This window comes from Pseudoalteromonas sp. SD03 (assembly GCF_040937955.1).
GTDB classification, from domain to species: domain Bacteria; phylum Pseudomonadota; class Gammaproteobacteria; order Enterobacterales; family Alteromonadaceae; genus Pseudoalteromonas; species Pseudoalteromonas tetraodonis.
Window position 1 is genome coordinate 498,165 of record NZ_CP162515.1, and the last position, 14,062, is coordinate 512,226.

Annotated in this window: 11 protein-coding genes; 5 read left to right on the forward strand and 6 right to left on the reverse strand. The window is 39.5% G+C overall.

Going from position 1 to position 14,062, the window contains the following annotated elements:
- Positions 1–4: 4 nt before the first annotated feature.
- The gene (locus ABZP26_RS18635; protein ID WP_368485655.1) at positions 5–1,012 is read left to right on the forward strand and encodes an L-threonylcarbamoyladenylate synthase; all 1,008 of its coding nucleotides are present in this window, start codon (positions 5–7) and stop codon (positions 1,010–1,012) included.
- 1 nt (position 1,013) lies between these two features.
- On the opposite strand, the gene ABZP26_RS18640 is transcribed toward ABZP26_RS18635, so the two are convergent.
- The gene (locus ABZP26_RS18640) at positions 1,014–3,083 is read right to left on the reverse strand and encodes an EAL domain-containing protein (RefSeq protein ID WP_368485656.1); all 2,070 of its coding nucleotides are present in this window, start codon (positions 3,081–3,083) and stop codon (positions 1,014–1,016) included.
- 615 nt (positions 3,084–3,698) lie between these two features.
- On the opposite strand from ABZP26_RS18640, the gene ABZP26_RS18645 reads away from it, so the two are divergent.
- Complete coding sequence (locus ABZP26_RS18645; protein WP_013462913.1) at positions 3,699–4,184, forward strand: hypothetical protein; 486 nt, start codon at positions 3,699–3,701, stop codon at positions 4,182–4,184.
- 36 nt (positions 4,185–4,220) lie between these two features.
- Here the strand turns inward: ABZP26_RS18645 and ABZP26_RS18650 are convergent, their stop codons facing one another.
- On the reverse strand, positions 4,221–5,426 hold the full coding sequence (locus ABZP26_RS18650) for an anhydro-N-acetylmuramic acid kinase (protein ID WP_138687061.1): 1,206 nt from the start codon (positions 5,424–5,426) through the stop codon (positions 4,221–4,223).
- A gap of 153 nt (positions 5,427–5,579) precedes the next feature.
- Here ABZP26_RS18650 and ABZP26_RS18655 point away from each other — a divergent pair, with 153 nt between their 5' ends.
- The 3 genes from ABZP26_RS18655 (at position 5,580) to ABZP26_RS18665 (ending at position 7,941) form a co-directional block, all read left to right on the forward strand.
- Positions 5,580–6,074, forward strand: coding sequence for a GNAT family N-acetyltransferase (locus ABZP26_RS18655; protein WP_368485889.1), 495 nt, complete (start codon positions 5,580–5,582; stop codon positions 6,072–6,074).
- Between the two features lie 172 nt (positions 6,075–6,246).
- Positions 6,247–7,275 carry an NADP-dependent oxidoreductase gene (locus ABZP26_RS18660; RefSeq protein WP_138686949.1) on the forward strand — a complete coding sequence of 343 codons (1,029 nt, stop codon included), beginning with the start codon at positions 6,247–6,249 and terminating at the stop codon, positions 7,273–7,275.
- A gap of 48 nt (positions 7,276–7,323) precedes the next feature.
- On the forward strand, positions 7,324–7,941 hold the full coding sequence (locus ABZP26_RS18665) for a glutathione S-transferase family protein (protein ID WP_138686950.1): 618 nt from the start codon (positions 7,324–7,326) through the stop codon (positions 7,939–7,941).
- A 51-nt stretch (positions 7,942–7,992) separates the two neighbouring features.
- On the opposite strand, the gene ABZP26_RS18670 is transcribed toward ABZP26_RS18665, so the two are convergent.
- The 4 genes from ABZP26_RS18670 to ABZP26_RS18685 all read right to left on the reverse strand — a co-directional run bounded on the left by ABZP26_RS18670 (position 7,993) and on the right by ABZP26_RS18685 (position 13,893).
- Positions 7,993–9,528, reverse strand: a complete 1,536-nt coding sequence (locus ABZP26_RS18670) for an HD domain-containing phosphohydrolase (RefSeq protein WP_368485657.1) — start codon at positions 9,526–9,528, stop codon at positions 7,993–7,995.
- A 19-nt stretch (positions 9,529–9,547) separates the two neighbouring features.
- Complete coding sequence (locus ABZP26_RS18675) at positions 9,548–11,662, reverse strand: ATP-binding protein (protein ID WP_249362430.1); 2,115 nt, start codon at positions 11,660–11,662, stop codon at positions 9,548–9,550.
- Between the two features lie 244 nt (positions 11,663–11,906).
- Entirely contained in the window at positions 11,907–12,575 is a 669-nt protein-coding gene (locus ABZP26_RS18680) for a response regulator (protein WP_024602614.1), read from the reverse strand.
- Complete coding sequence (locus ABZP26_RS18685; RefSeq protein ID WP_024602613.1) at positions 12,568–13,893, reverse strand: DUF4118 domain-containing protein; 1,326 nt, start codon at positions 13,891–13,893, stop codon at positions 12,568–12,570. The genes ABZP26_RS18680 and ABZP26_RS18685 overlap by 8 nt, the downstream gene beginning before the upstream one ends.
- Positions 13,894–14,062 lie beyond the last annotated feature (169 nt).

Here is a 14,062-nt window from a genome sequence, read left to right on the forward strand (position 1 = left end):
TATTATGACATCATTACAACCCACTCAATTATTGAATACTGAAGAGCGTATTAACCAAGCCGTGGCACTATTAAAAGCGGGCGAATGCGTTGCCTTACCCACAGAAACTGTGTACGGCCTTGCTGCCGATGCGAGCAATAGTGATGCTGTAGCAAAAATATTTGCCGCTAAAGGGCGCCCAACAAACCACCCATTAATTGTGCATATTCCTGAACTATCACATGTGCACTACTGGGCAAAAAATGTAAATAAGGCAGCGATTACACTTGCTGAAGCCTTTTGGCCAGGCCCGCTCACACTTATTTTAAATGCAAAAGATAATTTAAATAGCCCTGTAACAGGTGGCTTGAATAGCATTGGTTTACGCGTACCAGCACATCCGCAATTTTTAGCCGTTTTAAAACAATTAAATACTGGGCTTGCAGCTCCCTCAGCTAATCGCTACAAACAACTAAGCCCAATAAACACAGCCCATGTTATGCGCGATTTAAATGGCCGAATTAGCGCGGTATTAGAGGGCGGTCAATGTGATGTGGGTATTGAATCAACGATTGTTGATGCCACCACTGAGCAGCTTCGCATTTTACGCCCAGGACCTATATCCGCTGCAGATATTTTGCAAAAAACCGGACTGAATGTCACTACACCGCTTTCACATAATGAGGCAGTGCCTGGCAATGTAAAGGCGCATTATCAGCCCCATGCTCCTGCAATACTTATTAATAGCGCAGACTTTCAAAGTGTTTTGAGTAACACTCCCCATTTGCAAACACATTATTTAATCTATTCAACCAAGGCAGAGCAACAGTTATTAGCTAATCACATTTCGCCTCAGTACATTACTAAGCTCAGTGCTTGCCCTGTTGAGTATGCTAAAAACATGTATAAAACGCTGCATAATATCGATGAGACAACACCGATGAATATTTATATCGAAAAGCCGCCAGTAAGCAGTAAGTGGGGGGCTGTGAATGACCGCCTTAGCCGTGCCACCACAGTATTTGCAGGATAAGTTAATTAACCGTTAGGTATTCAATAACCGTTGCTGCTGCCACTGGTTTATAAAAGTAATACCCCTGAAAACGTTTACAGCCAATATCAACTAACATATCAAACTGTGCCTGTTCTTCCACGCCTTCAGCTATAACACTTAAGTTATGGCTGTTGGCAATGGCAATAATACTTTGCACCATACTATTTGATTTAGAGTCCACCAAAATATCATCAACAAAGCTCTTATCTATTTTCAGTTCATCTATCGGTAAGCGTCTCAAAAGACTCAGTGATGAATAGCCTGTGCCAAAATCATCCATTGAAAAGCGTATTCCACGTGACTTTAAGCTCTTAATCGTATCAATCACATGTTCAAGATTATCCATAAAGAGGGATTCTGTTATTTCTAAAATGATACTTTGCGCAGTAACATTGTGCGTCTCTAAACTGTGTAATAATGTAGGAATAAATACACTACTTTGAAATTGCATTACTGAAATGTTTATTGCCAATTCAAGAGGGGTATCGCTGTGTTGCTGCATTTTTGCAAACTCACCAATAGATCGCGCTAAAACAAAGTCACCAATTTTAAAAATTAAATCACTTTGCTCTGCAATAGCAATAAACTCAGCGGGTGATACCATACCAAGCTCACCATCTTGCCAACGAATGAGCGCCTCCATAGCATGGATTTTACCCTGTTCATTTACTTGGCACTGATACGCCATAGACAATGACTGCTCGTTTAACGCCATATTAAGCCGCTCTTCTACTTTTAAACGACGTAAGTAAGCTTGTTTAATATCAGCATGATAATGACACAGCCATTGGCCGGTATCTTTTGCCCACTGGTTAGCTAAATGCGCACTTCGTACGAGCTTACTCTTTGTTATACCATGCTCTGGATAACAGGCTATGCCCACACTTATATTAAGTAATCGTTCACTATTGTTGGTTTCATATTGCTGGATTGCTGACTCTAAAATATGCTCGAATGCACGTCTGTTTTGCTCATCAAAAGTGTGAGGTGCAATAATACAAAATTCATTCCCACTATTTCTAAATACTAAATAGGGTGATAAAAATGTTGTTTTTAAAAAGCCAGCAAAGGTTTTTATCGCTTTATCGCCAAACTCCATGCCAAAGCGATTATTCATAGAACGCAAGTTGGTAATGTTAATGATTGCTAAGCTAAACGATGTTTCTTTTTTCTCTTCAAAGCTATCTCGTAACGCTTTTCGATTTGGGAGTTTGGTCAAATCATCATGTCTTGAAAGATGGAATAGCTCATCAATACGCTTTTTTTCAGCACGTGCAATAAGCCTAAAACCAAAAAATAGCACCATACAAATAAACACATAAACTAGGACATACAAGCCAACTTTCCAATAATACAGATTTTTTATTGGTTGCATCGCCATTTGTGACAGAGTCCACAACTGATAACGGTTATCAAATTTTGCTGAGGTGATATACGGTTTACCTTTTACCGTCGTTTCTATGCTAAACACTTCCTCGGAAGATTTAAGTGTTTGCTTTGTTTTACCTGTTTGCTCTATCAAAGCATTACCCGATAACCCCAATGCCTCTTTAGTCTGGGTTTTTATATAACTTGCTATATCTGCATCTCTAATCGAGCTGTATTGAATAAAGCCATCTATTTCTCTTGCTAGCATGATGTAATCATCACGATTACTTTGCAAAATATTTAAGTACTTAGCCCCTCTCGACACCGCCATACCTGCCGTCATAACCGCAATTACTGTGCCGCTCTTATCGCGTAATGCTTTTCTTATTGGGATGACCCACTCTTGTAAAGATTCATTAAAGTAAGTCTGTCCTAATACCATTTTGTCTGATACGAGGGTTTGCGCAAAGCTTTGGCGTGTATTTTTATTTTCTTTCAGGTTGATCATGGTTGAAGCGTTTAAGTTTGAGCTGTAATAAATAATCTCGCCTTGCGGATTAAACAGTCCAAAGCCTAATAACACGGGATTTTCGAGCAAAATATTATCAAGAAGTTTAATTGTCGACGTTTTTTCATGTAAATTATTATTAGAGAGAATATCTCTACCAATTAAATCTAGCATCAGCTCTTTATTTCTAAGGGTGCTTTTAAGTGCTTGCGCAGAAAATTCCACACGATTTTGGGAGCTCGTGCGGTAATCTTTTTTGATGTTTTTCCACTCGTAAACCAAAAGCACGCTTAATAAAATTAAGCCACCCAACAGCAAAAAACAGAAGAGTTTCCATAAATTATTTTTTATTAGTGCCATCTAATTCTCACAACCCCGCCACAACCTGTTTGGTAGTGTGTTATGTATTTGGGCTCTTAAAAGCACTTTATGGCTAGCTTGGTTTTTTTTCAAGCAATTTTATTGCAAAATTAAGAAAACACACACAAATAAACACCTTTAATTAACAATAAAGGCAACATTAATTAACAACCAGCAAGCTCGATAAAAGCATTATTGTTATTGCTAAGCTAAGGCCTCGTTGTGTCCTTGCATTTAATAAACGATATTATTAAGCGACTATTGTAGTTTATTTATTAAATATAATATTGATTTAAAACAATAGCTTTAGTTGTAAAATGTAATTTAAACCAGCTCATGTATGAAGTCGTTTTGTTTAGTCATAATTTTGCAATAATGATCGGTAATAATAGCTGCATTATTAATCAAAAATAGCATTTGAAGCCCCTCATGAGCGAATCTATAGTGCAACTTACCTTTGCACTTCCGTCATTTGAAGATCCTATGTCTGCGGCAATGAGTCACAGCATGGAATTTGAAACGCTATCGCAGGATGCTAACAGTCAGCATCAAATCACACTGCAATGCGTTTTACCTGAGGCTGCTCATGAAAGTGATATTATTTCACTCAGCGCAACTGAGCCAAATGCACGAGCGGCTCAATACTACACAGAAAAAACACTCAACCTATCTGATCTAGAACAAGGGCGAGTCAACCTAACTTTGAGTCAAATAGCACATAGTCATGATTTTGTGATGCAAATGATTTTGCATGGTAAGCACGGCACGTTAAAAAATAGTTTGCAGTTTGATATGCATATTAACCAATTTGGTAGTGGTTATACTGCACCTGCAACTTATATAGCGCCGCCTAGGCCGCATCGGGTACGTCAGTATTTCGCTAATATGGGAACAGCTTTACTTTCGCTTTTTTAGTTATTGGCGCACAATTTTCCACTGGTTTTTTATTACTCAATCAGCAAAGCTCACTTTACCCATAGTTATGTCTAAAATCCCTTGGTTGTTATTATTTAAGCTTTGACGTTGCCCTGCCAAACATTCATTTGCCAAAATAGCAAACAGCACGGCCTCTTTGGCATCAGGATTTACGCCTAAACTCTCGGTGTTTTTAAACGCCTTAATGTTTGGGCTGTGCATCAATAATTGCTCCATTAATAATGGATTATGAATACCTCCACCACTGGCATACACTACACAGTCTTGAGTATGTTGAGCACAGTCATTTAATGCCTTAGCAATCGTAGTGGCAGAAAGGGCATTTAAAGTCGCTAAAACATCTTCGTGGTTTAGTCTTTGTGTCGTTGAATGCATTTGTGCCGCCCGTAAATAAGCTAAATTAAACACCTCAGGTCCGGTTGTTTTAGGCAGAGGTAATTTAAAAAACGCGTTATCGGTAAGCGCAGTAAGAAGCTTTGTATTCACTTTACCAGCTTTGGCAAGTTTAGCTCCCTCATCATAATGGAGCCCTTTAAAATAATGCTGTACATAAGCATCCATAATAGTATTGCCAGGGCCAATGTCAGAGCTAAAGACCGCTCCAGTATCGCCGTTTTTAGGTAAAAATGTTAAATTAGCAATGCCCCCCATGTTGAGTAAAATACGATTTTCATTTGGGCTGGCAAAAAACAAATAATCTCCATACACAGCTAATGGTGCGCCTTCACCACCAGCAGCAATATGCTTTTGCCTAAAGTCACCTATCGTGGTAATGCCTGTAGTAACCGCTATTTGATCGCTGTCGCCAATTTGTAGCGTGCCATTTTTAAAATCGTGGTGGTTATGTTGGGATTGCGGGCAGTGATAAATAGTTTGCCCGTGACTGGCTATTACATCAATATCGGCTGGATTTACTTGCCACAGTGCTAAACACTGATTAACCATAGCACCATGGAGTTTACCTACCCACGGATGTAACAAAGTCAGCACTTCTAAATCGCATTCGCGCTTAGCAAACACCTGTTTTATTTTAGTTTTATACTCGTCGTTGTACTCAACCGTGGTGAATTTTAATACCTCTATTTGGGTATGCAAACCCGCTCCGGTTATTTTACATAGCGCCACATCTAAACCATCTAAAGAGGTGCCACTCATTAGGCCAATAATTAAACGACTGGGCTTTTGAGCGCTATTATAAAGGGCGGCAATGTGTGGGTGCATAGTGACTCTGTGTAGGTACTTTTTATTATATTTTAAAAGAGTTTAAAGCAAAGTTATAGCTGTATACACTTTAATTTTAAAAAGATAGTTTCATTGTTTAAACGCCTAAAGCTTGCTAGGTTATTGGTTGATAATAATAAACTTATTTACCATATGATGATTTTACGTGAGTTCAAGCAACACGATACCTTTCAAATAGTAACCATTTTGAACGATAAGCAAGTAGCACGCTATTTATCCTCTAAAATTCCATTTCCGTATACGCAGGCAGATGCGAATTGGTGGGTAAACGAGGGAGCAAAATGTGGCATCATTAAAGCCATCGAAGTTGATGGCCTGTGCGTTGGGTGTATTGGTATTACTCCTGGTGAATTTGAGTATAGCCGCAGTGGCGAAATAGGCTATTGGCTTAGTCAGCAATATTGGGGGCAAGGTATTATCACCCAAGCCATTGGGTTGATTACTAAAGAAGTGTTTAAAAGTACTAATTTAAACCGTATTTATGCGGCTGTATTTGCTGGTAATGCGGGCTCAATAAAGGCGCTGCTTAAAAGTGGCTTTAATACCGAGGCTATTTTAAAACAAGCAATTTATAAAAATGGTCACTATTTTGATAGCCATATATTTAGCATGCTAAAAACAGAGTAATTATTCTAATTAAATGTTTGCAAAGGTTGAATTAACCCCCTCTCGCCCAAAGCTCGTGTATCAAGGTACAAATTTTATCTGCCTATCCGCGCATTATTGTTGAGCCGTGTATTGTTTTAAAGCTTAAACATTCGGTAATAGGTGGTTTTTTCACTTTATTTTGGAGATTTTTATGTCTACAACTAGCCGTCAATTTACTTTAGCCTCGCGCCCACATGGCGCCCCTACCAATGACAACTTTGAATTTAAAAGCAAAGAGCTTCTATCGTTAAAAGAGGGCGAAGTACTGTTGCGTACAATTTACTTATCATTAGACCCCTACATGCGTGGCCGTATGAGCGATGCTAAATCGTATGCCGACCCTGTCGAAATTGGTGATGTAATGGTTGGTGCAACGGTGTGCCAAGTAGAAACATCTAAAAACGATAAATTTAGCGAAGGCGAATGGGTATTAGCGTACACAGGTTGGCAAACTTACGCCATCTCAAATGGCGAAGGCTTAATGTCATTAGGTAAAGAACCAACAAACCCTTCATACGCATTGGGTATTATGGGTATGCCTGGCTTTACCGCCTACATGGGTTTACTCGATATTGGCGCCCCTAAAGCAGGTGAAACCGTGGTCGTTGCAGCAGCAACGGGACCTGTTGGTGCAACGGTTGGCCAAATTGCTAAAATTAAAGGCTGTAAAGTGGTTGGAGTTGCCGGTGGCAGCGAAAAATGTGCTCATGCCGTTGAAAAGCTAGGCTTTGATGCCTGTATTGATCACAAAGCCGATGACTTTGCCGAACAATTAGAAAAAGCATGTGACCAAGGCATTGATGTTTATTATGAAAATGTGGGCGGAAAAGTGTTTGACGCCGTATTACCTTTGCTTAATACCTCAGCGCGCGTGCCTATCTGTGGTTTGGTATCGCAATATAATGCGACCAGCTTGCCTGAGGGCCCAGACCGCATGGGCATGCTAATGGGGCAATTACTAACTAAGCGCATCAAAATGCAAGGCTTTATTATTTTTGATGATTATGGCCACCGCTATGACGAGTTTGCAAACGACATGCAAAAATGGCTACAAGACGGAAAAATTCAATACCGCGAACATCTGGTAGAAGGCATTGAAAACACCATCAGTGCATTTAACGACATGATCAGTGGGAAGAACTTTGGTAAAACCGTAGTAAAGATTAACAGCCCACTATAATAACATTCAGGCTGTGTTGTAATTCAACACAGCTCAATAAGGAAGAAAATGATTAAACTACACCATTTAAATAAATCTCGCTCTAAACGTATTATTTGGTTACTAGAAGAGCTTGAGGTCGATTACGAAATTGTTGCTTACCAACGTAACACTGAGACTTTTTTAGCCCCTGATGAGCTTAAAAATGTGCATCCGCTGGGTAAATCGCCAGTTATAGAAGATGATGGCTTAGTGATTGCCGAGTCTGGCGCTATCACAGATTACCTGATCACTAAATATGGCAAAGGTAAATTTGTCCCAAAAGCAGGCACCCCTGATTACGTTGACTACCAGCAATGGCTACATTTTGCAGAAAGCTCAGCAATTTTACCGCTTTTACTCAAAATGTTTGTGCAAAAAGATGGTGCTAAAACCCAGTTTTTAGAGGGCTATGCTGATGCAGAAACCGCTAAAGTGATTAGCTATTTTAACAGCCGTCTTGAAGGCAAGCGTTATTTAGTGGGCGAGACCCTAACCGGTGCCGATTTTATGATGTCGTTTATTGTTGAAATCGTTAAAAATGCAGGCCAGTTAGAGCACTTTAAAAACCTGGTTAAATACGATGAGCAATTACAATCTCATGAAAAATTTCATACCGCTAACGAGTTAGAAGCCAAGTACGACTAACTTACCTTTCGCTTTGATTGTGGTTTCACAGTCAAAGCGATACCCGCTTTTCTACTCAGGTCTATCAAGATAAATTTGTTTAAAATCATTAAAATGTGCTTCAAAAAGTGCAACTAAGTTTGGATCAAAATGATTACCTGCACCTTTAATTATTTCCGCTTTTGCGTCATCCATACTCCAAGGTTCTTTATAACAACGGCGACAACATAACGCATCAAACACATCAGCAATCGCAGTAATTCGTCCCTCTAAACTGATTTCTTGCTGTTTTTTTGCGTGCGGATAACCGGCTCCATCCCAACGCTCGTGATGATCAATCGCAATGTTTGCAGCCATATCAATAACAGGATTAGCTGTCCCTTTGAGAATTTCCCAGCCCTTAGTGGTATGCTGTTTCATAATTTCCCATTCGTCAGCATCTAATTTTGCCGGCTTGTTTAAAATGAGATCTGGTACACCTACCTTTCCTACATCATGTAATTGCGCAGCTAGGCTAATTTTATCGCAGTACGCTTGATTTTGATTATGCAGCTGCGCGAGTAATTTTGCATATAAGCCAACCCTAATTACGTGAGATCCCGTTTCCTTGGAGCGCGACTCCATGGCACCTCCCATCAGTGAAATAGCCAGCTGCTGGGTTTCTTCAATTGAATTAGCTAATAATAAACTTTCAAATGTGAGAACAACATTGCCCAAAAACAAGTCAACAAGCTGTTGCGCTTCTTTTTTAACCGGTTGCAATGATTGAAATGCGAGTATTGAATCTAGACCTTTTTGTGAATGATGAAAATAAACATAATGATCTTCTGCAATAAAATTCTGCTTGGTTTGTTTCGCCCTTAAAAAGTACTCTTGATGCTTTTTCGGAATACTATCAATACCACTTCCCGTGAACAGATGTATACCTGAGACTTCCCCTTCAATCATTTGCAACTTTTCATCTAACTGACAAATACCAAATACTTTAGGCGCATCAATATATAAATTGGCCGAGCTCATATTCAGTACAAGTTTTAACTCTTCCATGACAACAGAGGTAAACTCTACCAAGTCACCAATTTGGGTAATGGTAGAGATAGCTTTTATTAGTCTTTTTAAATTATAGCGGTGAGTTTGTAGCATACAAATATCGCGGTAGGCTCGTAAAGAGGTATAAAAAATCAATGCAAGATCTTGGCTTTGCAGTTGGCTCTTCGCTTTATAGCCATCAATATCATAATCGCGAATAACACTGCGCTCAGGCGCAACCCCAGGCTGACCTGTTCGCAAAATAATTCGACTATAACCATTTTGTAAGTCTTGGCGAATAAATCGCGCAAGATCTAATCCTGCATGTTCTGTTTCCATTACGACATCTAGTAAAATTAATGCGTAACGTTCTGAGCTTTGTAGTTTCTCTTTCGCCTCAGATGCACTGTAAACACTGTGTAGTTCAACAGGGCGTTGCTCAAATTCAAAGCGCTTCATTGCAAGTTGAGTTACCTGATGCACCGAGTCATCGTCATCAACAATTAAGATTTTCCATGGCTTAGCATTGCTGTTGACAACCGCTTTATCTGACACTACATCATCTTGTAACCACTCCATAAACACACCCTGCTATTAATTAATTCGGTGGCGTTACCGGAAATTGAATGAAAAAATAAACGCCTGTGGATTCTTTTTGCTTTACTGCAATTTGCCCTTTCAGGCGGTGAACTACGAGGTTATAAACAATATTCATCCCCAAGCCACTGCCGCCACCCGCTCTATTTGTAGTGTAAAACGGGTCAAACACTTTTTTCTGAACTTCATCTGTCATGCCTTGACCACTGTCTTGATAATGAATACAGACAGAGTCTGAGTACTCAATATGAACACTTATCTGCCCTTTTTTGCTACCATTTTGAAAACCGTGAATAATTGAATTCATTACTAAATTAGTGAAAATTTGCGCTAAGGCACCAGGATCAGAATACACTTCTGGCTCAGGCTCCGTTGCACTAATGGTAATATCAACCGGTGTTGCTTTAAGGGTATGATAGAGGCTTTTTAGCACCTCATTAAAATAACTACTTACATACAAATTACGTAATTCTTCGGTTGTTTGATCAACCGCTACACGTTTAAAACTGCTTATTAAATCAGCGGCACGTTGCATGTTTTTTAGCAAAATGTCACAGCTTAAATCAACTTCACTAATAAACTCACTAAACTCTGTTTTACTTAAGGTGCCAGAAGCCACTTTGTTTTTAGTTTCGATTAACATTTCTCGCAAATGAGATGTCGCTGTCACACAAACACCTAACGGTGTATTCACCTCATGTGCCACACCACTGACTAAACTTCCAAGTGAAGACATTTTCTCTGCTTCAACAAGTTCCTGCTGAGTGCGACGAAGCTCTATGGTTTGCTCAAGTAGAGCCTGCTCTGCCTCATGGCGTTTACTCGACATTAAATTAATAGAATCACTTAAACTGTCATAAGGGCTGCGCTTAGAAACTGTTTGAGAAAAATCCCCAGCTGCAATCGCAGAGCAAACCTGATCAATATCTTTACTGGCTTTAATTAAACGCTCAAAGCTTCTAAACATGGTGCCAAGCTCATCCTTTTGAGTCATATACTTTTGAACATGAATAGATAAATCTCCATTAGCTAGCTGTTCAACAGATTTAATCGCAATATTAATACGCTTGGTTGTTCGGTTAATAAAATACCAAAAGAGTAAAAACACCAGTAATACACTTGCAAAAGCCGCTGCCAATAATGGGCTAAATTGCGCTTGAATAGGCCCAATAATATCGGTTTCAGAGCGACGCACTATCACTGTCCAATGCCCAGTGGCAACCTTGGCTTTATCAAAATAGAATATTCCAGAATCAAAAGGATCGTTAGCAGATAATATTTCTCTTGCTTGCCCCTGTGATTTTAGCTGTTTGGCTATACTTGCATAATCTGTGTCTAAAATGGCTTTCGTTTTTAGTCCTGAATGATTTAATGTCGTGGCAATCACGTTGTCACGTTGGCTGAGTAACAAAACATCAATTTTTAGTTGCTGCTTTATGGTTTGTAAGAATTCCGTAATATCAGCAAGTGCTCTATCTACACTTGCCATACCGACAAATTCGCCATTAATAATAATTGGCGAACTTTGTTCAACCAGCATTCTTCCCTCATAAACGTAAGGCTCAGTGATCATCGTCTCGGTATTACCATCACGTAAAAACTGTTGACGTACTCCCTCATAATAAAGACTTGATTCCATATCGACCAAGGGCTCAAGTAACAAACGTTCAGAGTCATTAAAATCACGATGCCAATAAGGTAAAAAACGGCCAGTTTGGTCTACATAAACGCCCTCTTTTAACGGTGGAGCATTAATATAGGCTTGATCTTGATTATCGGCATTAGGCTCATAACCAAACGAAGCCCCCACAAATGAAGGGTTCATTTTAAGCACTGCACGAACAAAATTAATACTTGCCTCTCTATCACCAAACAACCCATTTTGCTGTGCTAAGGCCATAATCTCTGTAGTGCGTACCGCTAATTGCGTTTCTTCATTTACCTTCGCGGCAATCGTATCTGCCGTCTGGCTTAAATTTAGTTTTGCTTGTATAACAGCCTGATTAAGGCTAGTTGAATACCAATAACTCAAGATACTGGCAATAATGAGCATGACGGGCAATGCCAAATACAGCAGCATCTTTCCTTGCAAAGAGTGTATGAGTGGTAGTCGCATAATTTTAGGCTTAAACAAGCAAGCCAACATCCTGAGGATCTGAAGTATTAAGCTTAAAAATTAGACTATAAAAACTTTCTAGGCAAATCAATTGTGTAGAAATTAATGCAGAAGCGGGGTATTAAAATACCCGCTATATAACGGACAAGGTTGTTAAATAGAGTATCGCTTGGAAACAAAAGCGTTATTTATATAATTTATCAGACTCGCTGAGTTGTAGAGCAGACTGTAAAGTTATTATTGTTTAATCGACCAACCGATAACCCACAGCGGGTTCAGTTAATATGTATTTTGGACTAGCAGGGTTAGCTTCTAGTTTTTGTCTGAGCTGCGCTACATGTACCCGCACATATTCAGGACGGTCTATGTACTGCGCTCCCCAAATATGGCTTAAAATTGCATTATGAGTGAGTACTTTATCTTTATTTTGAAACAGCAATAATAATATTGCGTACTCTTTTTTAGTCAGTTTTATCTCATTCCCCGAGGTGGTTACTATGTGCTTTTGTGGATCTATTTTTATATTCCCACAGGTAAACGCCACACTCGGCTGACTTTGGGTGCGCAATAACACCCGAATTCTGGCGAGTAACTCATTCGCGCTAAACGGTTTGGTAATATAGTCATTTGCTCCATTATCAAGCGCGGTTACCTTTTCAACCTCGCCATCTCGCGCTGACAGCACCAAAACAGGTAAGGCACTCCATTGTCGAAACTCAATCAGCCAGTCTTGACCGTCCATATCTAACAAGCCTAAGTCTAATAACACAAGATCATAACTTTGCTCACTTAAACGTGCAAAACCATCTAAGCCTTTATCACAAATACTTAGCTCGTAACCACTGGCTTGCAACAAGGTTTTTAAAAAGCTTTGTAAAGGGGGAGAGTCTTCCAATATTAAGATTTTAGTCATTGTCTTTTTCCCAGATCAATTTTGCGTACGCCATCTGTGTCTCGTTGTTAATTGTTAATGTAAATGTACCTTGGTGAAATTTAGCTACCACATCACAAATAATACTGCCCAGCCCAACGCCTTCATCGCTACTTGTTTGCGCTTTAGTGATCACGTTATTAGTGAGAAGTAACTGATAACATACCTTTTGCTGATTGCTACTTTGAGTAAATTCAACGCTCACCTTCCCATCACCATAACGCCATGCATTTTCGAGCATATTAGCTAGCGCAATTTCTAATAAAGTCACATCCCCTATGCATTTTGACTGAGCGTCTATATTGGTATCTATAACAAAATGAGTGAGTTGCTGCTGTCTGCGAGCTTTGGCTTCACTGAGTAATGCTTGTAAGTTTATTGTTTGCCAACATAGGTTTTCACCCATTTTATTAACTCGGCTTAACTCCATGACTTTATCAAAGTGCTGATTAAGTATTTTACTTTGCTCATAAATATTACTCGCTTGCTCTTTTATCACGCTGTCGCTGAGGGTAATTTCATCATCTGCAAGCATGCTGGATGCGCCCATAATAGTTGCCAATGGTGTGCGTAAATCATGTGACAAACTACGTAAAAGTGCATTTTTAGCGCGTTCTAATTCCGCTTGCACCGAAATAGCAGCCGACTGCTGGCGTAATATCGTTTTTTCATGTACTTGATAAAGCAGCGAGATAGCGGTATCAGCAAAAGCTTTTTGCCCTTGCGTTAACCGTTTAGTAAAATTAAACCCGCCCCAGCTCGGGTTAGCCTCACTAAGTAATATAAATTCACTGTTGCCTCGCGGTGCTGCAGGCATAAATGTGCAAGATGCATTTAAATGCTTACCGATCCGCTGTACAAAGTACTTTTTTTGTTCGTCCAGCGTATCTAGGCTATTTAGGTCTTTTGCCAGTTCATACAAGGTGCGGCTATTACTTGCGTGTAATTGCACATCTCTGACTTTAGTACTGAGCTCCCCCGCCAATTGACTGATCACAAAACCAACAATTAGCATAACAATAAAAGTTACTAAATATTCTATGTTTTCAATATGAAAAGTAAAATTAGGGGCAACAAAAAACCAATCTGTACATGCGACACTTACTAAGGTGGTCAGTATCGCAAGGCGACGGTTACTACGTACAGCAACCCAAGTCACCCACAATAACTGAAGCATTACAATATCGGTAGTAGTAAACCAGTTACGTACAGGGAAAATGGCCATAACCACAATTAATGGCATTATTAACGCCAAAAAAAATGCTTTATACCACCTTGGTTTGGCCTCGACCTGATTCATTAATTATTCCTCTAACATTTGAGCACTTAGGTTACTGCCTTTTCGATATTGCCTCTATAAAGTTTTTATAAAGTTTTTTATCTCGTTCGTTAAATCTTTATAAAGCTTTGCAGTGCAGCGCTGACTTTAGTATTTGATCCCGTATATTCAACTCAACTTTAGTGATTGC

Coding starts and splice junctions, on each gene's coding strand:
- ABZP26_RS18635 (WP_368485655.1), top strand. CDS start 5: ATGACATCATTACAACCCACTCAATTATTGAATACTGAAGAGCGTATT.
- ABZP26_RS18640 (WP_368485656.1), bottom strand. CDS start 3,083: ATGCTAGATTTAATTGGTAGAGATATTCTCTCTAATAATAATTTACAT.
- ABZP26_RS18645 (WP_013462913.1), top strand. CDS start 3,699: ATGAGCGAATCTATAGTGCAACTTACCTTTGCACTTCCGTCATTTGAA.
- ABZP26_RS18650 (WP_138687061.1), bottom strand. CDS start 5,426: ATGCACCCACACATTGCCGCCCTTTATAATAGCGCTCAAAAGCCCAGT.
- ABZP26_RS18655 (WP_368485889.1), top strand. CDS start 5,580: ATGATGATTTTACGTGAGTTCAAGCAACACGATACCTTTCAAATAGTA.
- ABZP26_RS18660 (WP_138686949.1), top strand. CDS start 6,247: ATGTCTACAACTAGCCGTCAATTTACTTTAGCCTCGCGCCCACATGGC.
- ABZP26_RS18665 (WP_138686950.1), top strand. CDS start 7,324: ATGATTAAACTACACCATTTAAATAAATCTCGCTCTAAACGTATTATT.
- ABZP26_RS18670 (WP_368485657.1), bottom strand. CDS start 9,528: ATGGAGTGGTTACAAGATGATGTAGTGTCAGATAAAGCGGTTGTCAAC.
- ABZP26_RS18675 (WP_249362430.1), bottom strand. CDS start 11,662: ATGCGACTACCACTCATACACTCTTTGCAAGGAAAGATGCTGCTGTAT.
- ABZP26_RS18680 (WP_024602614.1), bottom strand. CDS start 12,575: ATGACTAAAATCTTAATATTGGAAGACTCTCCCCCTTTACAAAGCTTT.
- ABZP26_RS18685 (WP_024602613.1), bottom strand. CDS start 13,893: ATGAATCAGGTCGAGGCCAAACCAAGGTGGTATAAAGCATTTTTTTTG.